Annotated in this window: 22 protein-coding genes; 14 read left to right on the top strand and 8 right to left on the bottom strand. The window is 25.7% G+C overall.

The window, feature by feature from the left end; all coding sequences use genetic code 11:
* Positions 1-64 precede the first annotated feature (64 nt).
* A complete protein-coding gene (locus HH195_RS05270) occupies positions 65-1,111 on the top strand; it encodes an alanine racemase (RefSeq protein ID WP_058991786.1) in 1,047 nt (348 codons plus the stop codon).
* A 96-nt stretch (positions 1,112-1,207) separates the two neighbouring features.
* Complete coding sequence (locus tag HH195_RS05265) at positions 1,208-1,459, top strand: hypothetical protein (RefSeq protein WP_196371836.1); 252 nt, start codon at positions 1,208-1,210, stop codon at positions 1,457-1,459.
* 41 nt (positions 1,460-1,500) lie between these two features.
* Here HH195_RS05265 and HH195_RS05260 read toward each other — a convergent pair whose 3' ends face one another.
* Positions 1,501-1,905 carry a PadR family transcriptional regulator gene (locus tag HH195_RS05260; protein ID WP_196371835.1) on the bottom strand — a complete coding sequence of 135 codons (405 nt, stop codon included), beginning with the start codon at positions 1,903-1,905 and terminating at the stop codon, positions 1,501-1,503.
* A gap of 136 nt (positions 1,906-2,041) precedes the next feature.
* Between HH195_RS05260 and HH195_RS05255 the strand changes: the two genes are divergently transcribed.
* Positions 2,042-2,200, top strand: coding sequence for a hypothetical protein (locus HH195_RS05255; protein WP_196371834.1), 159 nt, complete (start codon positions 2,042-2,044; stop codon positions 2,198-2,200).
* Between the two features lie 135 nt (positions 2,201-2,335).
* Here HH195_RS05255 and pulA read toward each other — a convergent pair whose 3' ends face one another.
* The 4 genes from pulA to HH195_RS05235 form a co-directional block, all read right to left on the bottom strand.
* On the bottom strand, positions 2,336-4,612 hold the full coding sequence (gene pulA, locus HH195_RS05250) for a type I pullulanase (RefSeq protein WP_196371833.1): 2,277 nt from the start codon (positions 4,610-4,612) through the stop codon (positions 2,336-2,338).
* A gap of 202 nt (positions 4,613-4,814) precedes the next feature.
* Positions 4,815-5,612 (bottom strand): SdrD B-like domain-containing protein, encoded by a 798-nt coding sequence (locus tag HH195_RS05245; protein ID WP_196371832.1) that lies wholly within the window; start codon positions 5,610-5,612, stop codon positions 4,815-4,817.
* 111 nt (positions 5,613-5,723) lie between these two features.
* Entirely contained in the window at positions 5,724-6,815 is a 1,092-nt protein-coding gene (locus HH195_RS05240) for an amidase domain-containing protein (protein WP_196371831.1), read from the bottom strand.
* 43 nt (positions 6,816-6,858) lie between these two features.
* Positions 6,859-7,737: a hypothetical protein gene (locus HH195_RS05235; protein WP_196371830.1), complete on the bottom strand. Its 879-nt coding sequence runs from the start codon at positions 7,735-7,737 to the stop codon at positions 6,859-6,861.
* Positions 7,738-7,917: 180 nt separating this feature from the next.
* Here HH195_RS05235 and HH195_RS05230 point away from each other — a divergent pair, with 180 nt between their 5' ends.
* The 8 genes from HH195_RS05230 to HH195_RS05195 all read left to right on the top strand — a co-directional run bounded on the left by HH195_RS05230 (position 7,918) and on the right by HH195_RS05195 (position 15,679).
* A complete protein-coding gene (locus tag HH195_RS05230; RefSeq protein WP_196371829.1) occupies positions 7,918-9,693 on the top strand; it encodes a penicillin-binding transpeptidase domain-containing protein in 1,776 nt (591 codons plus the stop codon).
* A 154-nt stretch (positions 9,694-9,847) separates the two neighbouring features.
* Positions 9,848-10,558, top strand: coding sequence for a pseudouridine synthase (locus HH195_RS05225; protein WP_196371828.1), 711 nt, complete (start codon positions 9,848-9,850; stop codon positions 10,556-10,558).
* A gap of 8 nt (positions 10,559-10,566) precedes the next feature.
* A complete protein-coding gene (gene mnmM / locus HH195_RS05220; protein ID WP_058991775.1) occupies positions 10,567-11,109 on the top strand; it encodes a tRNA 5-(aminomethyl)-2-thiouridylate-methyltransferase MnmM in 543 nt (180 codons plus the stop codon).
* Positions 11,110-11,140: 31 nt separating this feature from the next.
* Complete coding sequence (locus HH195_RS05215; RefSeq protein ID WP_196371827.1) at positions 11,141-12,025, top strand: MurR/RpiR family transcriptional regulator; 885 nt, start codon at positions 11,141-11,143, stop codon at positions 12,023-12,025.
* Positions 12,026-12,099: 74 nt separating this feature from the next.
* A complete protein-coding gene (locus tag HH195_RS05210) occupies positions 12,100-13,323 on the top strand; it encodes a BaiN/RdsA family NAD(P)/FAD-dependent oxidoreductase (RefSeq protein ID WP_196371826.1) in 1,224 nt (407 codons plus the stop codon).
* A gap of 18 nt (positions 13,324-13,341) precedes the next feature.
* Positions 13,342-13,992 carry a (d)CMP kinase gene (gene cmk, locus HH195_RS05205; RefSeq protein WP_196371825.1) on the top strand — a complete coding sequence of 217 codons (651 nt, stop codon included), beginning with the start codon at positions 13,342-13,344 and terminating at the stop codon, positions 13,990-13,992.
* Between the two features lie 5 nt (positions 13,993-13,997).
* On the top strand, positions 13,998-14,837 hold the full coding sequence (locus tag HH195_RS05200) for a 4-hydroxy-3-methylbut-2-enyl diphosphate reductase (RefSeq protein ID WP_196371902.1): 840 nt from the start codon (positions 13,998-14,000) through the stop codon (positions 14,835-14,837).
* A gap of 41 nt (positions 14,838-14,878) precedes the next feature.
* Positions 14,879-15,679 (top strand): GNAT family N-acetyltransferase, encoded by an 801-nt coding sequence (locus HH195_RS05195; RefSeq protein ID WP_196371824.1) that lies wholly within the window; start codon positions 14,879-14,881, stop codon positions 15,677-15,679.
* A gap of 53 nt (positions 15,680-15,732) precedes the next feature.
* On the opposite strand, the gene HH195_RS05190 is transcribed toward HH195_RS05195, so the two are convergent.
* Complete coding sequence (locus tag HH195_RS05190) at positions 15,733-15,888, bottom strand: hypothetical protein (protein WP_156304283.1); 156 nt, start codon at positions 15,886-15,888, stop codon at positions 15,733-15,735.
* 243 nt (positions 15,889-16,131) lie between these two features.
* On the opposite strand from HH195_RS05190, the gene miaB reads away from it, so the two are divergent.
* The gene (gene miaB, locus HH195_RS05185) at positions 16,132-17,463 is read left to right on the top strand and encodes a tRNA (N6-isopentenyl adenosine(37)-C2)-methylthiotransferase MiaB (protein WP_196371823.1); all 1,332 of its coding nucleotides are present in this window, start codon (positions 16,132-16,134) and stop codon (positions 17,461-17,463) included.
* A 72-nt stretch (positions 17,464-17,535) separates the two neighbouring features.
* On the top strand, positions 17,536-17,901 hold the full coding sequence (locus HH195_RS05180) for a MazG-like family protein (RefSeq protein ID WP_058991767.1): 366 nt from the start codon (positions 17,536-17,538) through the stop codon (positions 17,899-17,901).
* Between the two features lie 237 nt (positions 17,902-18,138).
* Here the strand turns inward: HH195_RS05180 and HH195_RS05175 are convergent, their stop codons facing one another.
* Positions 18,139-19,323 carry a macrolide family glycosyltransferase gene (locus HH195_RS05175; protein ID WP_196371822.1) on the bottom strand — a complete coding sequence of 395 codons (1,185 nt, stop codon included), beginning with the start codon at positions 19,321-19,323 and terminating at the stop codon, positions 18,139-18,141.
* Between the two features lie 373 nt (positions 19,324-19,696).
* On the opposite strand from HH195_RS05175, the gene HH195_RS05170 reads away from it, so the two are divergent.
* Positions 19,697-20,869, top strand: coding sequence for a macrolide family glycosyltransferase (locus HH195_RS05170; protein ID WP_058991763.1), 1,173 nt, complete (start codon positions 19,697-19,699; stop codon positions 20,867-20,869).
* A 52-nt stretch (positions 20,870-20,921) separates the two neighbouring features.
* Here HH195_RS05170 and splB read toward each other — a convergent pair whose 3' ends face one another.
* A complete protein-coding gene (gene splB, locus HH195_RS05165) occupies positions 20,922-21,944 on the bottom strand; it encodes a spore photoproduct lyase (RefSeq protein WP_196371821.1) in 1,023 nt (340 codons plus the stop codon).
* Positions 21,945-22,309 lie beyond the last annotated feature (365 nt).

The raw sequence follows: 22,309 nt of genomic DNA, 5'->3' as shown, positions 1-22,309 counted from the left end.
ATTTATTATATATTATTAATGTAATATAATTATTTAAGACATAAAAAGAAGGCAGGTTTATAAAATGAGTAATTTTTGGTGTGAAATAGATTTAAATGCTATAGAACATAATATAAATATAATAAAAAAACTAATTGGAGATAAAAAATTAATAGGTGTAATTAAAGGTGATGCATATGGACTTGGAATAAACACCATTTCTAAATATCTTGAAGATAAAGTAGATATTTTAGCAGTAGGAAATATAGAAGAAAGTAGACAGATAGATGTAAAAACTGATATATTACTTCTTTCACCTCTTTGTACAATAGAAGATTTTAAAGATGATAGAGAAAATCTTATATTTAGTATAGATAATGAGGAAATTATAAAGGAGCTACCTCAAAATACCAAAAAAAGAGTACACATTTATGTAGATACTGGTATGAATAGAATGGGAATAAAAATAAATAGGTTGGATAGTGTTATACAGGAGTTAAAATCAAATCATCCTAATATAGAAATTGAAGGATTATACACTCATTTACATAAATGTAAAGATGTTAGATATACAGTATCACAAGTTGGAAGATTTAAAAAGGTAGCTGAAAAATACAAAGAAGAAATACCGTTTATTCATTGTTTAGCATCAAGTGGAATTCTAGATAATGATATTAGGAAGGCAGCAGATTTTACAACTGCAGCTAGAGGAGGTAATATAATATATGGATATGCGGGATATAATAGAGGAATAAAAAAGACATTTACTTATTACGCAGTTCCAGTTAATGTATGCAAAGTAGCAAAAGGAGAACAAGTAGGATATGGCGGATTATTTACTGCTAAATCTGATATGACAGTTGGAGTTTTAGCTTGTGGAAATGTACATGGAATGGGAATAACAAGAGAAACTAAAAATAACCCTATATATGATATGTTTAAAATATTATATAGAAGCATAAAGAAAAGATATGTAATATTTAATGGTGGAAGACCTGTTGAGATATTAGGAAAACCTAATATGAACGTAACTCTTATAAATATGACTGGTTTAGATAAATATGCTAAACTAAAAATAGATTTATCTCCTGTAATATCCGAAAGTAGTGTAGAGAAAGTTTATATAGAGTAAAAGTAAGACAAGCAGTTTTTATTTGCAATAGACAATAAAGAAATATATAATAATGCATAGAGTCTAAAGTTGGATTGGAAAGGGAAGTAATAAAAAATGAATACTATAGCTGTAATAAAAGGAATACTTACATTAGGTCTTGTAATATTTATATGCTATATGATAATTAAAGCTAAAAAAGGTGTTAAAAGATATAAAAACACTAATAATAAAAAAATGACCAAAACTGTTTCAAAGAGTTCTAAAAGTAAATCTACATCTAAGAGAGCAAATATATCTAGAAAATCTAAATCAAGCAATAGAAATTCAAGATATGTTAAAACAAATACTTCATCAAGTCATAGATAAAAATTAAATACTAATAATCCCCCCTATTATAGGGGGGATTATTAGTATTTAAGCATTTTTATTAACATATCAATAACAGCTTTATTTTTTTCAAGCGCATCAATATAATTTGCTACATGAAGTTTATAATATTGCATTCCTTCATCTGTAATTGAATATATCTTTTTTGTTCTTTTATTTACAAAATCATCTCCAATCCATTTACTTTTTACATAACCTTTTTCTTCAAGATTGTAAAACGTGTCATATATTGTACTAGATGATACTGGAAATGGAAGAGGGGACGTAGAAAACTTATTTCTAAATTCCTCTAAAACTTTATTTCCGAATATTTCTTTACCTTTAGAAAGTTCTTTTAATATATAAAAAGTATATAATTGTTTGGTATTTACGGTATTTCTAGGTGCAACTAATCTTGTTCTACCTTTTTCATTATCACCCTTCATAAAATCACCTCTTATAATAAATTATATTATAATATAATTTATCAGTAAATAAATGGTTTTAATTTATTAACAAAAATCATCTATGTTACATATAATAAATTATGCCTAAGAAGTGAGGTGAGTTTTATGTGTAATTGTGGATGTAATTGCGGAAATAACTGTGGAAGAACAGGATGTAATAATTCAGGATGGAATAATAGTTGCGGATTTTATGGTTGCAACAACAGTTGTAGCAATAATTGTGGATTTGGATACAACGGAGGATATGGTTGTGGGAATAATTGCTGGATATTAATTTGGTTACTTTTCTTATGTGGAGGATTTTGGTGTTAAATATAAATACTAAATATTAGGATCAAAAAAAGAAGACTAATACGTAACGTGTTAGTCTTCTTTTTTTATTAATAAGAAAATATCATAAATTTTATGCTTATTCATACAACACCATCATAGAATGTGATTTCATAGCAGGAATATTTCCATTTTCAACACTTTTTATAATATCTACTCCAGAAGAAGAGCTATCTACAACCATATTCCACTTTCCGCTGTAAGATAGGGGACCAAATGAATTTATATCATAGTTATCAATAGTTGTAGAATTATAAATTATAAGTATATTACTCCATGAATCATTATTGGCATGGTTTCTTATATGGGATATTATAACTCCACTTTTATCATTATTTTGAGGGAAATACACATGTTGATTTCCACGTATATCTAAAGCATTTCTCATTCTAAATGCAGGATGTTCTTTTCTAAGCTTTATTAAACCTTTATAATAATTAAAAACATCCATAAATTTTATTTTATCAACCCATTTAATAGAATTTATTTCATCAGAGCTTTTATAACTATTGTGATCACCTTGTTTTGTGCGAAGCATTTCAAACCCTTCATGTAAAAATGGAATTCCTTGGGAAGTTAATATTATACTAATTGCTAGCATACATTGTCTTACGTTATAATTATCTATAGGTTTTTTAGAAATATTTTTTCTAAATTCGCCAATTTTCAAAGATGAATTTAATGATTTTTCTATTTGATCCCATAATGTATAATTATCGTGAGCTTCAACATAGTTTATACTTTCTTTAGGATTAGTTGTAAGACCATTTATTGAACCTTTAATTCCCTCAACTACATTCCAAGCTTTATTCATATTATGTTGATCTCCATTTACAAATCCCCAAGAAGGGCTATTATTTCCACGTATAGCATCTCTAAATGTATCATTAAAAATAGAAAAATTATTTCCTCTTTGACATCCCTTATAAGTTCCTGTAACTAATGGTGACCATTCTGCTTTCCAAGGCTCTCCGTATATAATGATACTGTTATCTATTTCATGAACTTTTTTAGTAATTTCTTTCATAGTAGTTAAATCAATAAGTTCCATAAGGTCAAAGCGTAAACCATCAATATGATAGTTTTTTATCCAATGTAAATTAGAATCCACTATTAGTTTTCTAACCATAGGTCTTTCGGTAGCTAACTCATTTCCACACCCTGAGCCATTTGTAAATTTCCCAATAGAATTTGTTCTAAAATAATAACCAGGTACTATTTTATTTAAATTTTCTTTAGCATAGACGTGATTATAAACCATATCCATAATAACTCTTATATTATTTTTATGAAATTTAGAAACCATACTTCTAAATTCTTTTATTCTTGCAGTAGGGTTAAAAGCATTAGTGGAGTAACTGCCTTCAGGAATGTTAAAATTTTTAGGATCATATCCCCAATTTCTACATTTGTCATTTTTAGATTCATCGACAGTTGCAAAATCAAAAACTGGCATTAAATGAACATGGGTTATTCCTAGTTCTTTTAAATGATCTATGCCAGTTTTAGCTCGCATCCCATTATAGCTTACAGTGGTATTTTCTTCTACTGCTCCTAAAAACTTTCCTCGTATATTTTCACTAACACCCGATGAACTATCTATTGTGAAATCACGAATATGCAATTCATACAAAATAGAATCTTCTATATATGATATATTGTTAGGTCTTTTATCTAAAACCCATTCTTTTGGTATAAGTCTTGAATCATTTATATCTATTAAAAATCCTTTATCCCCATTAATTCCAGAAGCTATGGCATAAGGGTCCATTGCATAATTAAATTTAGTAGTCATTAAATTATTATCATCTAAATCTTTAAAGTATAGTTTATATAAATAATATTTATATCTATTTTTAGTTTTTTCTATGCTTATACTATGAACACCCGTATACTCATCTAATGACATATCATATACAAAATTAGGTTTATCTTGTTTTTGAAAACAATCTCTATATACTGCTACTTGAACCTTATATGCAGTAGGAGCCCAAATCTTTAAATTTATACTATCTTTTAAAAATTTTACTCCTAGGTCATTTCCATCATAATTAAATTTATCAAGATATTCTCTCATAAAAACTTTAATTTTATTTATAGAATTTTTTTTACGAACCTCTAATAAATCGCTTGGTTTTATATTTTTAGGTAACTTTTTTATTAAAATTTCTCTATTATTATCTAGAGAAATTTTTAAAACATTTTTCTCTATTTTACCATTAACAAATAAATCATAATCATCAGCACAATGTATATTTTCATCTAAGTATAATTTAATGCAGTCATCACTATCCATTATTGCAGAATATATTTTATTATTACTGTTAACAAAATCATTTATTAAACTTCTATACATATATTATCTCCATAAAACAAATACTCTTTTAATTTATATTAAAGAATGTAGTTAACATAATATATTAAAAATATAAACAGTCATAAAATTTAATAATTATTTGATATAAATTAATTAATAATTTATATGATAAAAATAAAATAATATTCCTTGAAATTATAACCACCTATTTTATAGGTGGTTTCTTAATGTAAAAAATTATTTATTGTGGCTGTGACAAAGAAATAACTCCAATATATGCATTATCTAAATCGTGATCACTTACCTTACACTTTATTCCTGAAAATGTTTTACTAGCTTTTGAACCAAATTCTATATCATATTTTGGAGGAGTAAATGCTATCCCATCTTCTATTTTAAGTACTATTTTATATACATTAGAATCTAAATTATTAAAGTCAAAAAAACCATCAATGCTTAAAAATTTTTTAGTAGTGGTCTGTTTAATTAATTTATCCTCTTCATCTAAAAGTGAAATTTTTATTCCATTTATACCAATACTTCCTTTATCATAAGTACTTGATTGAGATTTATCTAAAAATACTACACCTTTTACGCTAAATGTTTTCTTTAATTTTATAGGTATATCTATGTTATTTTGGTTATTTATTTTTCTAGATATTAAAAGTTGTTTATTTATAAAGTTTTTATCATTTTCTTCTAATAACTCATAGTTATTGGGTAAATATAATTTTAAAATATAGTCATCTACATCTAAATTTTTAAATTCATAAAAACCTTGATTATCTGGTTTTACTTTATCTATTGGAGCATTAAGATTTTTATAGTTATACAATTCAATTTCTAAACCATCTACAGGTATATAATTGTCTTTTTCATAATCTTTATTGTTTATATTAACTAATACATTTCCAGATATAATTCCTAAAGTATCTTCTTCATTTTCTATTTTAGTGGTATCATTATTTTCATCTTCTAAAATAACGTCAATTATTTCTACCTGTTCATCTGAAGTACAACTTAATTCGTTAAAAATCATATATCCTCCTAAAAATAAAGCTTTAATTACATATCTAAAACTCTATTTGTTATAAATAATATATATTATTATATAAGTTTATTAATATATTGTTACTCGATTAATTAAAAATTAATAATTTACATGTATTAAATGAAACACTATATTACTATTACTCCATCCCAAATCATATGGAACTAATAACCTATCTGCATTATGGCATGTAACTAAAGGATAACCCTTAGAGTCTAACCCAGTAACAGTTGATATATGAGTTATTTTTCCCTTGTCTTCATAAGCTACAAAATCTCCAGGCCTAAGTTTAAATGCATCTTTATAAATATTCTCATATTTTCCTTTGCAAATATAATTTCCTCTTCCGCTATTTACCATATAATTTTTAAAAGCTTGAGCGTTTACCCATGCTTTTGTTCCGCTGCCTGCTGAATAATTCCAAATGCTATTTTTCTTAAATCCACCTTCATGTAATATTTGCGAAGCAAAATTTGCACAATCTCCCCCTTGTGAATTAAAGTCTTTATAATCAGAATTATATTTAAAATCACTTCCATTTAATGAAACACCACAATAGGAATGAGCATAATCCATTGCTTTTTCTAATCTCTCATTTAATATAAAATTAGGATATTTTTGAGCTAAAATAAATTCTTGTATATTATCTGCTTTAATCTTTTTTAAATCTAATGAATCAACTAATGGATCAGCATACCATTCTTTTAATATTGTTAAATTATCATTTTCTATTTTTAAATCTAAATAGTGAACAGATGCTAAACCAAAAGTATTTTCTGTTGAATCATTTAGATAATTATATGTAACATCAGTAGATATAGAACATATTATACTATACACATTATTTGCCTTACTCTTAACATTATTTATTTTTATATTTGACTTAATATTATTAAAATTTATTCCTTGTTTACTAGACCAATTATCTAAATAATTTATCTTTTGTACCTCAGTTTCATAGGCCCACCTAGAAATTTTATTATCTAAATTATAAAAAGATTCTAATCCTTCTAAATCTTTAGACAAAATACAATTATTTTTATTAGTAAAAAATTCCTCTAAAACAAATAAAATTTCTTCATCATTATTTATAGTAGCTAAAACATATCTGTTATAACTTATAAAAATAAACATAGTAATAATACAAAATACAATTAATAGGTTAATTTTATTGCTCTTTAGTTTTTTCATTAATCATTCCTCATTTAATCTTTTATTTATATACTTAAAATTTTTATATGGTTATTAAATCATTTTTAAATATATTTGCTGTAAATGTTATATTCATTAATAAATTGCATTCATCATATCCATAATCATTACCATTTTTTATTAATTTTTTCTTGATTTCTTGTTTAGAATTTGATATTTCTATGCTTAGTTTATTATAATCAGTTTTTTCATTTAACTCATGATGAACTTTATCTATATGTTTAATTGATGAAAATGGAGTATTTATTATATAACTATAGAATTTATTATTAGTCATTTCTACACAATCAATACATGTTTTTAAATATCCTTCTATAAAGATAGTTAATTTGTTATTTGAGCTCATTATAACTATTTTATCTTTTATTATTATTTTATTAGTTATATTGTCTATAAATTTTATTGGATTTGAGAAATATATTTGACCTTTAAAACTTTCTAATATATTTAAAGTTAATATAAGAACAGGGGCTTTTATTATTTTTTTATTGTTTTCATTTTTTTCTCTGTTAACAATATCATCAGTAGCTATTACATAATTGCTTTTTGTATTTTGTTTTAAAGTTGAAATCAATAGATTAGAAGTTTTTTTAACACTCTTTTTCTTAAACTGTTCTTTATATAATGCCATTGCCTTTTCTAGAGAAGTATTTATTCTTGATTTATGGTTATTTTTAATTTTCTGAATATATATTTTTTTATTATAGGTATCTTTTATCTTTTTTATATGGCCATCTTTATCTTTTTTATAAATTCTATTTATTTTATAAAATTTACTAGAATATAATTTTTGTTGATTCAATAATTTTAAAGATAACAAAGTCAACATTAAGCTATCTTCATAACCGCTATCTTTGTACAAAATAAGTATTATTATAAATAATCTATTTAAATAATCCATATAGCTCCTAATTTAATAATTGCTATATTAATTAATATTAAAAAATAATATTCTTATATCCTATATAGCCTTTATTTGTTTATAAAATATTTTTAAACTAAAATAATTTACTTTAAAGTATACAATATGATTATTAAATGTTATAATATTCATAAATTGTATTTATTTAGGAGAAAAAATATGAATTCGAGCAAAAATATTAATAAAAAAAGAATAAAAAATATTATAATATTTTTTATTACTTTATTATTTATTTTAGTTTTGAGAATAAGCTATATAACTATTATAAATGGAAAAGAATATGCAAGTATGGCTTTGGAACAATGGACAAGCGAAAAAAGTATTGATGAGAGTCGGGGAAATATATTAGATAGAAACGGGGAAATTCTTGTTCTAAATACTAATCTGTATAAAATAGATTTAAATTTAAATTTAATAAAAGAATATGCAAAAAATAATAATACATCCCTAGAAAATATAGCAAAATCAATATCTGAAATATTAGATTTAACACAAGAGTCTGTACTAAATAAGTTAAATAATTCAAATAATAATTTAATTGTACTATCAAAAAATGCTGAAAAAGAGCAAGCAACTAAAATAAAAGATTTAGGTATAGATGGAATTACTGTAACGACAAATACAAAAAGATATTATCCTAACAATAATTTTGCTTCTCATTTATTAGGCAACATAAATTCTGATGGAAATGGTATTAACGGTATAGAATCATATTATGAAAAAGTCTTAACAGGTGTCCCTGGAATATCAATACAGGAAACTAATGCTTATGGAGGGCAATTAGCTTATTCGGAATCACAACATACAGAGGCTGTAAATGGAAAAGATGTTACTTTAACTATTGATGAAAAAATTCAATTTTTTGCAGAAGAAGTAGCTAAAAAAGCTTATAAAGAACAAAATCCTGATTCTGTAACAATAGTTGTTATGAATCCCAATAACGGAGAAGTATTAGCTATGGTAAATAAACCCGATTTTAATCCTAACGATTCATTTAATAATTATTCTAATTTTGCAGGAGAAACAGATAATGATAAATTGCAAAATATGTGGAAAAATAGTGCTATTGCAAAGACTATCGAACCTGGATCTATATTTAAGGTTATAACTTCAGCTATTGCATTAGAAGAAAATATTGCGGGAAATAATGAAAAATATTATTGCTCAGGCTCATTAACAATTGACAATACTACCATAAAATGTTGGAAAGGGCCTGAAGAAGGTGGACATGGATTAATAACGCTTGATGAGGCATTAGAAAGCTCTTGTAACGTTGTTTTTATGGAGATAGCATCTAAATTAGGAAAAAATACTTTTAATGAATATATCGAAAAATTTGGATTAAATGAATTATCGGGTATAGATTTACCTGGAGAAATAAAAGGAATAACAAAATCAACAGAGGATATGACTCAAGTTGATTTAGCCACAATATCTTTTGGGCAAACTAACACTTTAAATATTATGCAATATATGAAAGCATTAAATTCAATAGCTAATGGTGGTAAATTAATACAACCTCATGTAATGAAAGATATATCTTATATAAATTCAAAGGGTGAGAAAATTACACTTGAATCTTTTGAAGCTACAAGTAGTGATGCTCCTGTGAGTGAAAATACCATCAATAAATTAAAAACTATGTTAGAAAATACCGTTAAAGTTGGCTCTAGTAATAGTGCATATATAGAGGGGTATTCTATATCTGGAAAAACCGGTACAGCAGAAAAAATTAATAAAAATACTGGAACATATGATGAAGAATCAGGATATGTTTCATCTTTTGCTGGTTTTGCACCTTCAAACAATCCAGATATATCTCTTATAATTGTAATAGATCACCCTAAAAGTGGTGAATATTTTGGTGGAATTGTTGCAGCACCTTATGCAAATATTCTGTTTGACAATATATTAAATTATATAAATAGTAATTAATAACAAAAAATCAATGTGGTATCTTGCTTACATTGATTTTTTTGTTATTAATATAATGTTATGAAAATTTTGTTTCTAAATCATGCAAAAAGTATTGAAAAATAAAATCTTTTTAATTAAAATATATATGAATTTAAATGTGGAGTGATGTATTTTGGAGGAAAGGTTGCAAAAATATATGGCAAGATGTGGAATTGCCTCTAGAAGAAAGTGTGAAAGCATTATAACTGATGGAAAAGTATCTGTAAACGGAAAAATAGTTTATACTTTAGGGAGTAAAATAGACCCAAATAAAGATAAAGTAACGGTTAATGGCAAGGTTATAAAGCCAGAAGATACTAAAAAATATATAATGCTTAACAAACCTCAAGGATATGTAACAACTAATAGTGACGAAAAGGGAAGAAAAACTGTCTTGGATTTAATTGATGTTAATGAAAGAATATATCCGATAGGAAGGCTTGATTACGATAGCTCTGGACTTTTACTTTTAACTAATGACGGTGATATCTATAATAAAATAATTCATCCTAGAGTAAAACTTAATAAAAAATATATAGTTAAGGTAAAAGGAATATTTACAACAGATGAAATTAAACACTTTGAATCTGGTGTAGATATTGGTGGATACATAACTGCAGATGCTAAAATAAATACTATAAGAAAGTTTAAGGATTCGTCTGAAGTTTGTGTTATAATTCATGAGGGGAAAAATAGACAGATAAGAAAAATGTGTTCAAAGCTTGGGCATGACGTAATAGCTTTAAAGAGAGTAGCTATCGGTAATTTAAAGCTTGGAAATCTAGAAAAAGGAAAATGGAGAGAATTAAGTTTAGAAGAACTTAACTATATAAATTCTCTTTAAGTGTATATATGTTTAAATATGTAGGAGATATTTCAACAATTTATCAGAATATAATAAATGACTTTATAGAAAAAAAGTTAATTGCAATAGATGCAACCTTAGGGAATGGTTATGATACTGATTTTTTATCAAAAATTTTTAACAAGGTTTATGCCTTTGATGTTCAAAAGGAAGCTATTTTAAATTATAAAGAGAAAAATATTGAGAATGTTTCTTTAATATTAGATTCTCATGAAAATTTTGATAAGTATATAAAAGAAAACGTTGATTGTATAGTATATAATTTAGGATATCTTCCTGGAAGCGATAAATCTATAACAACTAAGAAAGAATCTACATTAAAAAGTTTAGAAAGTGGACTAAATCTTTTAAAAGAAAATGGTCTTATGATTATAGCACTTTATAGTGGACATGAAGAGGGGAAAAAAGAAAAAAAAGCTGTTTTATCTTATTGCGAAAATTTATCAAAGAAAAAGTTTGGAGTAATTTATCAGCAATTTTTAAATAGAACAAATAATCCACCATCTTTGGTGATAATAGAGAAAAAATAAAGGTTTTAAAGTTAAGAAAGGTTTTTTTATTATGGAGATAGAACAAACTCAGGATCTTATGAAATTAATTCAAATAAAATTTCCAAGATTAAGTAAAGGACAAAAGCTTATAGCTGATTTTATATTAAAAAATTATGACAAGGCAGCATTTATGACTGCTGCAAAATTAGGAGAGAGTGTTGGAGTTAGTGAATCTACTGTTGTTAGATTTGCCATAGAACTTGGATTTAGTGGATATCCAAAGCTTCAAAAGGCTTTACAAGAACTTATAAAAAATAAATTAACATCAGTTCAGCGTTTAGAACTTTCTAATGACTATGCTTGTGAAGAAAATGTTCTAAGGGGCGTTTTAAAATCAGATATAGAGAATTTAAGAGCTACATTAGAAAAAATAAATCTAGAAAACTTTAATGCTGTTATAGATGAAATATTTAAAGCAAAGACAGTATATATTGTAGGACTTAGAAGTTCATCTGCTATTGCAGAATTTTTAGGATTTTATTTGCGACTTATCATCAAAGATGTAAGAGTTGTTGCTCATAATATAAGTAACATATTTGAACAAATGATTAATTGTGATGAAGGGGATTTAGTTATTGGCATAGGCTTTCCAAGATATGCGTTAAGAACAATAAATGGACTAGAATTTGCTAAGGAAAGAAAGGCAAAGGTTGTAGCTATAACAGATAGTAATGTATCGCCTCTAGCTACAGTTGCAGATTACGCATTAATAGCACAAAGTAATATGGCTTCATTTGTAGATTCATTAGTTGCTCCACTTAGTGTTATAAATGCTTTAATAGTGGCAGTAGGAGTTAGAGAAAAAGATAAGATAACATCAACTTTTTATGAATTAGAAGAACTTTGGAAAAATTATGATATATACTCCTATAATCAAAATAACATAGAAAGATAACTAATTTATAAAAAACTTTAGAAGGGTATGTATTATAACAGTACCCCTATAATGTTTTAAAGGAGTGATTGTATTTGAAAAAAATAGTAGTAATAGGCGGGGGACCTGCTGGAATGATGGCAGCTATTAGTTCTGCTAAAATGTCACATGATGTAGTATTGTTAGAAGGAAACGAAAAGCTTGGAAAAAAATTATATATAACAGGTAAGGGAAGATGTAACGTTACAAATGGACGTGATATAAGCGAATTTTTTGATTATATACCTGGAAATCCTCACTTTTTATATAGTGCATTATATACTTATACTAACAATGATGTTATAAACTTTTTTGAAGATTTAGGAGTTAAACTAAAGGTTGAGCGTGGAATGAGGGTTTTTCCTCAATCTGATAAGTCATCAGATATAATTTTTGCACTCTCTAAAGCACTTAGAGAAAAAGATGTAGATGTTAAATTAAATTGTAAGGTAATATCATGGCATACAGAAAATGATACTATAAAATATGTAAAACTTGAAGATGGAAGAAAAATTGAGGGAGATCATTTTATATTATGCACAGGCGGAAAGTCTTATCCACTTACTGGATCTACTGGAATTGGTCATGAATTATGCGAAAAGATAGGACATAGTATAATAGAACTTAAGCCATCTTTAGTTCCCATAGAACTTAAGGAGGAATGGGTAAAGGAATTACAAGGATTATCGCTTAAAAATGTTGAGTTAACTATTAAAGAAAAAAATGCAAAAAAGCCAGTTTATAAAGAATTTGGAGAAATGATTTTTACTCATTACGGAATTTCAGGGCCGTTAGTTTTAAGCGGTAGCAGATTTATAAAAGATGATAAAGAATTTAATGTTTATATAGATTTAAAACCTGCATTAGATGTAGTAGAATTAGATAAAAGAATTCAAAAAGATTTCCAAAAAAATCTAAATAAAGATTTTAAAAATTCTTTAGATGAATTACTTCCTAAGAAACTTATTCCTATTATAATTAAGCAATCTGGAATTGATGAAAATAAAAAAGTACATTCTATAACAAAAGAGGAAAGAAATCATTTGGTATCGCTTTTAAAAGGGTTGAAATTTAACATTAATGGATTAAGACCATTAAAGGAAGCAATAGTTACATCTGGAGGAATATCAACACGTGAAATAGATCCATCAACTATGAAATCAAGAGTAATAAATAATTTATCTTTTGCAGGAGAAATTATAGATGTTGATGCATTTACCGGCGGATTCAATGTACAGATAGCACTATCTACAGGATTTTTAGCAGGAAAAGAGATTTAAAAAAGGGAGAATTTTAATATGAAAATAGCAATTGCAATAGATGGGCCAGCAGGAGCAGGAAAAAGTACAATAGCAAAAATTGTAGCAAATAAATTTAATTTAATGTATATAAATACTGGATTTATGTATAGAGCAGTAACATTAAAAGCTCTTAGAAATAATATAAGTGCTAGCAATATAGATGAGATTTGTACTCTTATTCAAAATACTGATATATATTTTGAAGGAGACGACCTTATTTTAGATGGAGAAAATGTTTCACATTATTTAACTATGCCAAATATAAGTAAGAATGTTTCATCTTTTGCATCGATTAGTGAAATCAGAAAAAAATTAGTGAAAGAAATGCAAAAAATGGCTGAAAAGTATGATGTTATTATGGATGGGCGTGATATTGGAACAGTTGTTTTAAAAAATGCAAAATATAAATTTTTCTTGACAGCAACTGCAGAGGAAAGAGCTACAAGAAGATATGATGAATTATTAAAAAAAGGATTACAAGTTTCTTATGACGAAATATTAGAAGATATTAAAAAGAGAGATTATTTAGATACTAATCGAGATGTAGATCCTTTAAAAAAGGCGATAGATGCTATTGAAATAGATACTACTGGTCTTGGAATAGAAGATGTAGCAAATAAAATCTCACAATATATTGAAAGAAGGTAATTGACATAGATAATATAGTTATAGCAAAGAATGCTGGATTTTGCTATGGGGTAAAAAGGGCTGTTGATGAAGCAATAAAAGCTCAAAAAGATGCCAATAAAAGAATCTACACTTTAGGTTCTCTGATTCATAACAACGATGCAGTAAAGTATTTAGAAAAAAATAATATATTTTCTATAGATGAAAAAAATATAGACGTATTAAATGAGGATGACATAATAATAATTAGGTCACATGGCGTTAAAGAAAGTGTTATAAAAAATCTAGAAAATAGGAATTTAAAGATAATCGATTTAACCTGTCCTTATGTAAAGAGCATTCATTCTAAAGTTAAGGATTATTATGAAAAAGGTTATAAAATTATGATAATAGGAGACAAGACGCATCCAGAAGTTATAGGAATTACAGGATGGTGTAATGATGAGGCAATTGTTGTAAACAGAGCAGAAGAATTAGATAAAATCCCATCTAAAATTTGCGTAGTTGCTCAAACTACTGAAAAGAAAAAAACTTGGAATTCAATAATGGAAAAAGTAGTGAAAAACAGCAAACAAATAGTTGCTTTTAATACTATATGTTCTGCTACTGATATAAGACAAAAAAGTGCTTTTGAAATTTCAATGAACTGTGATGTAGTTATTGTAGTTGGTGGAAAAAATAGTTCTAATACAACAAAGCTTTATGAGATATGTAAAGCTAACTGCGAAAATTCATTTCATATAGAAAATGCGCAAGAACTTACAGATAATATTTTAAAGTTTAAAGGTAAAAAAATAGGAATAACAGCAGGTGCGTCTACTCCTCAATGGATTTTAGATGAAGTTATAAAGAAATTAAAACTTTAAGATAGTATATGTAACACGTATATTATTTTGGAGGACTTAAAATGGAAATAAGTAAAATATCTTTTTTTGAGCATTTTTTATTAAAAAAATTCCCAAAAGTCAAGGAACAGATATCTTTTGATTTTTTTAAATACAAGTATGTAAAAGTTAAGATAAATAATAAACTTTTAATGGTTTGGCAATTAGATAGATTTGATTTTGATGTAAGTTATATAAATAAAATATATTTTATAGATAAATTAAATCAAAAAGAAGAAACTATTTTTAAAAAGAATAATATAAATACATTAAAGTTTATTTATGAGGTTAAGGATAATAATATGAATAATTTAACTTCTTATGGCTTTTATAAAAAAGATGCTAATATTATAATGACACTTAATCTAAAAGACAAAAAATTTCCTCTTAAACATGATAATGTTTCTTTTAGACAATTTATTAAAGGAAAAGATGACAGATTAAGATGTGATATTCAAAATGAAGTATTTTATGAAACAGATAGAATTCCTCTTTCTCCAAGGGATATAGCATACGAATACAATAAAAATTTTTTTATTGAGGATATGGCAAAATTTATAACTTTAAATGGAGAAGATATAGGTTATGGTCAAGTGCTTATATTAGACGGAAACTATACAATAGCCAATCTTGGAATATTAAAAAAATATCAAGGAAAAGGATATGGAAAAGAACTTTTATCTTATATTTTAAATTTAGCTTGTGAAAATAATTTATCAGAAATATCAATAAGAGTTAAAGAAAGCAATGAAATAGCTTATAATATGTATAAAAAATTTGGATTTAAAGAAATTTCAAAAATAGATAGTTATGAAATTTTATAGTTTACATTTTATTGGCTTTAGATTTATTTATCTAAAGCCAATAAAAAAATATTTTATAATAAATAATCTGTAGATACATAAGAAGTTTTTGTGTTTAAAACACTTGCTGTAATACTGTTTTTATAATAATTTCTCTCATCAAATCTACTTGTCTTATTATTTTTTTCCTTTTGACCTCTTCTTGTTGAATCGTCTAATAAATCATACATAAAAATCACACTCCCTATTTATAAATAGTTTTTCCTAAATAAAAAATAATACTCCCCTCAATAAAACAAATTTAACATAGTAAATATTTTTAAAATATTAATTTTAAAAATAATAAATACTTTTAAAAAACATTTACATAAGATATGGAAAGTAATTAATACAAAATAATCATAGAAAAAAATAAGTAAATATGATAAATTAATTTTATACGTATGTATAGTTTTTAAAATTAGGAGGAAATAATGAAAGACATAAAAGAAAAATATTTCTTCATTCAAACTTATGGTTGCCAAATGAATGAAGAAGATTCTGAAAAATTATCTGGTATGCTAAAAAGAATAGGATATAAGAAAACTGAAATTAAAGAAGAGGCATCTATTATAATATTTAACACATGCTGTGTTAGAGAAAATGCCGAAAATAAGGTTTTCGGAAATCTTGGAATAATGAAAAATATGAAAGAAAAGAATCCAGATTTAATAATAGCTATCTGCGGATGCATGATGCAACAAGAGGGTATGGCAGATAAAGTCTTAAAAACTTTCCCATTCGTGGATATAATATTTGGTACCCATAATTCTTACAAATTCCCAGAATATTTGAATAGAGTGATTCAAGATGGAGTTCAAGTTAAGGAAATAATTAATAAAGAAGAAGGAATTGTTGAAGGACTTCCTATAGATAGAAAAAGTGCTATAAAAGCCTTTGTTACTATAATGTATGGCTGTAATAACTTCTGTACATATTGTATAGTTCCATATGTTAGAGGAAGAGAAAGAAGTAGAAAGCCTGAAGACATTGAAAAAGAAATAAAAGATTTGGTAAATAATGGATATAAGGAAATAACTCTTTTGGGACAAAATGTTAACTCTTATGGTAAAGGCTTAGAAGAGGATATAAATTTTGCTGGTCTTTTAAGAAGAATAAATAATATAGAAGGCTTAGAAAGATTAAGATTTATGACATCTCATCCTAAAGATTTAACAGATGAAGTTATAATGGCTATAAAAGAATGTGATAAGCTTTGTGAACAAATACATCTTCCTGTACAAAGTGGGTCAGATAAAATATTAAAAGAAATGAATAGGCATTATAATAAACAATATTATTTAGATATGGTTAAAAAGATAAAATCAAATATTCCTAATGTATCTATAACAACAGATATAATTATAGGATTTCCAGGAGAAACAGAAGAAGATTTCTTAGATACTTTAGATTTAGTCAATGAAGTAGAATATGATTCAGCATTTACTTTTATCTACTCAAGAAGAAATCATACACCAGCTGATAAAATGGATAATCAAATTCCAGATGATGTTAAACATGATAGGTTTAATAGATTAGTTGAGGCTGTTAATAAATCAGTTGCAAAGAAAAATAAAGAATGCGAAGGAAAAATTTTAGAAGTTTTAGTAGAAGGACCTTCAAAAAATGATGAAGCTAAATTAACAGGAAGAAGTAGAAATGGTAAACTTGTAAACTTTGCCGGTTCAACAGATTTAATAGGAAAATTAGTTTCAGTTAAAATTGTAAAAGCACAATCATTCTCTTTAATTGGAGAATTAGCATAATTTATTTTCAGGTAGCTAGATTTTTAGCTACCTGAAGTTTTAATTAAGTTAAAATAGAAGGAGGACAAATATATGTCTAATAAAGATAAGTTAAATATAGATACTTTATGTAAAGAAGCCCATAAAAATGCAAAAACTAAAGGTTTTTATGAAGATATTGAACTTATACAGTCTACATATGAAATTAACTCTGATGAATATAAAATGTTCTTAAATAATGCCTTAGCTACAAGACTTATGCTTATAAACTGTGAGGTAGCAGAGGCAGTTGAAGGTCTTAGAAAAAATGATATGGAAAACTTTAAAGAGGAACTAGCTGATATATTTATAAGACTTGGGGATTTATGTGGAAGTTTAAATATAAATATAGAAGAAGAAATAATCAAAAAAATGAAGAAAAATAAAGAAAGACCATATAAACATGGTAAAAATTTTTAAATTAACTTAAATATATTAATTTTTTATAAATATTCCTCGATATTATATTAAATATTTTAAGATAATATTATAATTTATACTAAACATAATAAAAATTTTTATTATTTTAAATTTAAAGGGGAAAATTTTATGAAAAATATAGAAAAGAGGTTAGTTTTAGCTATACTTAAAATAGTTTTTAATTAAAAACTAAAAAGTGCTATATTTTTTTATATAGCACTTTTTAGCAAATATTAATTAATTTAAAAGCTCATGAATACATTGAGCAGCTTTTTTATATCCACCACTCATTTTTAATGATTCACCTATTTTTTTAGCGTTTTCGCTATATGATGGATTTGACAATACTTCATTTACTGTTTTTTCTATTGATGATGGATTAACGTCATTAATCAATGGAAGTCCTGCACCAAGTTCTGTTACTCTTTCCGCAATTAAAAATTGATCGGCAAATTGAGGAACAACAATTAAAGGAAGTCCGTTATATAATCCTTCACTCGAACTATTCATACCACCATGAGTTATAAATAAATCTATTTGTTTTAAAACTTCAAGTTGTGGAACATAACTATAAATTCTAAAATTGCTAGGTATATCTCCTAATTCTTTTATATCAATTCTTTTTCCAATAGACATTACAACTATTAAATCATCCCTTGAACCTAGAGCTTTTAAACAATCTTTATAAAATTTTAAATTTTGATTGGCAACAGTTCCAAGAGATATAAATACAACCTTTTTATTATCTGGATTGTCTATTTCAAAGTTTTCTAATTCTTTTCTATCAAATATAGAAGGTCCAACAAAGGCAAATTTTTTATCATCAAATTTGTTAGTATATGGTTGATAATATTTAGATGTAAATGCTAAGTTTAAATCAACATTATATCCTAAAATAATTTCTTCCATAGAGTTTGGAAGTTCTATACCATAATCTTCTTTTAATTTTGCCATTTCCGGTTTCATTTTTTCAAAAAATGCTAAAAATTCTTGTTTATCTTCTTCATTTTTTGCTTGAACAAAGTATTTAACAATTTCATCACACATTGCAAATGTTGTAAGAGTTGATATAGTTTTCTTTATGTTTAATTTTTTCTTTAGTTTTTCACCAGCAAATATTATAGGGTCACAAACTAAATAATCATAGCTTGTTTCTTCTTTTAAAGCAAGCCCAACAATATCTTTGTTCATATTCATTATTTGTTCTAACATAGAACAAAGTATGTTTGTATTGTTTGGATTTATGCTAAAATCTTGATCATACCCCTTAAAAGTAGCCCCAACTTTTTCTATTTTATCTTTAAATTCATTTGCAGAAATATAAGTTATTTCATCACCCTTATCTATTAATTCTCTAACTAATCCTATAGTTGGATTGATATGTCCATGAGCTGGAAAAATTAAAAATAAACCTTTTGCCATAATAATCTACCTTCTTTCATTTTCATTTGCTTTAAATCATATAAAATATGTATGTATTATTTTCATTTTAAAATATTTTGATTTTCATATTATTTTATACTAAAGGGTTTAATTTTTACTTATATTAGTTATAACATATATTTTTAAATTTTTATACTAGATATTATAAATGAAAATTTGATTTAGAGAGAGTTGGGAACGATATCTTTAGTATTTTTTCTTGTATAATATTAAAAATTCACAAAATGTTAAAATTTAAATTATTTTTTATACAAAAGTAAAGCTTTATTAAAAAAAGTAACCTCTTTATAGTAAGAATTATTTTTTTATAGTATACTTAATATATACATTTTTTAAAAAAGGAGTGATTAATATGGCAAGAGGATTATTTTTAATTATACCAGGGCATGGACATGTAAACCCTACCATTGGTTTAGTTGAAGAGCTAATAAAAAAAGGTGATGAAATAGTTTATATCACTGCAGATATATTTAGAGACAAGCTTGAAAAAGTTGGAGCAAAATTTATTGGATATTCTGGAGATACTGTTTTAAGTTTTAATAGCACAGAAGGAAATGATAACCCTGTAAGCATGGCTAAAAAGTTTATCAAAATAAACAAATTGACAATAGATACAGCTATGCAACAAACAGGTGAATTTGATTATCTAGTTGTTGATAACTTTGTATATGTAGATACTCGTATTATAGAAAAGTTTAATGTGAAAAAAGTTATTGGAAGCATAACAACATTTGCTTTAAATAATCAATTAATAGCAGATTTATTTAATAACTTTCATTCAGATGTTAGTATAATAGATGCTTTTAAAGAACTTAAGGATGATTTAATAGAAATGAGAATAGATCCAACAAGTAATCCTATCTTCCATGTTATTAATAAGGATAGAGCAGATTTAAAAGTTGTATTTACATCAAAATATTATCAACCTTATGCAGATGAGTTTGATGAAACATTTAAATTTGTTGGCCCATCAGTAGCAAATAGACATGAACTTGAAGATTTTAAAATAGAGGATATGGATAACAAAAAGGTAATTTATGCTTCTCTTGGAACAGTTGCAAATGCAAATTTAGATTTTTATAAAAATTGTTTCGAGGCTTTAGGTTCTAGAGACGATATAATGGTTGTGATGTCAATTGGTAATAGAATTAACATAGAGGATTTAGGAACTATTCCTAAAAACTTTAAAGTATTTAACTATGTTCCACAACTTAAACTTTTAAAGAAAGTTGATCTTTTTATAACTCATGGTGGCATGAATAGCTCAAGTGAAGGATTATATAATGGAGTTCCTTTAATTGTTGTTCCTCAATTCGGAGACCAACCTTTAGTTGCAAGAAGAGTGGCAGAGCTTGGGGCTGGAATACCATTAATAGGAAGTGCAACTCCAAAAGATATAGAAAATGCAGTAAATCAAATATTATCTAACAAATCTTTTAAGGAAAATGCTGAAAAAATAGGTGAATCTTTAAAAAGTTGTGGTGGATATAAAAAAGCTGCTGACCTTATTCATGAAATGTTATAATACATATGTAATTAAAAAAAGAGCTTTATATAAAGCTCTTTTTTAGTTGGAATCAGATAATGTATTTAATTTTTCCATTAGGAAATATCTCTTCAATAGTAGTCTTAAAGAACTCTTTTAAATTATTAAGCTCTTCTTTAGGATAAACGTATTTACCATATCCAAATTGCCCATATTTAAAAGTTCTTTCCTCTTCAGTCATTGGTAAAGTATTATCAGGAAATATTTGATTTATAATATTCTTAGCTCTCATTGTATATCTATGAGATATTACCTCAAACGTTAAAGGATGTTTCAAATCACTAGGTAATTTATTTTTTAAATCAAGTAAAATTTGCTTATATTCATCTTTCCAGCCATCATAAATAAATACAGGAGCAATAATAAACCCAACTGGGTAATCTGATTTTATAGCTTTAATACTAGCATCTATCCTATCATTTATATTAGCAGTTCTTACTTCAAAATTATCTCTAACTTTTTGAGTATTTATAGTGAATCTAATTTCAGTTTTATCATTGTGCTCAATATTAAGCAAACTATCTATATCTGCAAATTTTGTAACAAATCTAAAACGCCCATGATCACTATTTGCAAAAAACTTAATAGATTTTTTTAAAAGATTACTATAAGGTTCAACAGGAAGAGGATCAGATGTACTGGAACCTTCAAAAATAGTTGAGGCTGGAATTCTTTCATCAATGTATCCTTGAGCTTTGCTTAAAATATCATCTATGTTTACATTAATTTTAACATAAGGCTTATCACTTAAATTAGTATTCAAATAGCAATATTGACAATGCCCTATACATCCAGATAATAAAGGTAATTGATAATGGGCTGATGGCTTACAAGTTTGAAATTTACTTGCTTTTTGAGTTCCAACAACTAAAGTGTTTTTACCATTTCTATAAAAATCATATATATTATCTCCTGGTATATGTTGCTTAATTCTATTAGAACTTAAATCAATTATTTCAATTTTTTTGTTATCTTTAAATTCATTATAAATATTTTGTGCAATATCATATCCCATAACATTTTTCTCAAATAAAATCCTTTGAGGAACAAACATAAAAATCACCTCTTTAATTTAGGTTTATCAAAGATAAGATTAAATATACTGTTTATAATCTAAATGATTTATTATGCGTACATATGTTTATATATTAAATTGAGAATATATATAATATTTTTAAATGGTATAATTTGAAAGAATGAGTTCCAAAAGTTTAGAAGACATATCACTAGAAAGTTTTAAGTGATTACAAAATGTTGTAAATGTTGCATTTAAGAAGTGCTTTGGTAATTTAGGTGAAAGTGAATCTAAAAAATTATAATCTACATCTATTGCATCTATATATTACATCTATAATTTGTTTTTTGCTAAAATCAATAATATTTATAATATCTTTTAATCCATTAAATCCCCATAAATTA

The sequence above is a fragment of the Candidatus Sarcina troglodytae genome (genome assembly GCF_015708635.1).
GTDB lineage: Bacteria > Bacillota > Clostridia > Clostridiales > Clostridiaceae > Sarcina > Sarcina ventriculi.
Note: the sequence above shows the minus strand (reverse complement) of the source record. Positions and strands in the feature narration are given on the sequence as shown.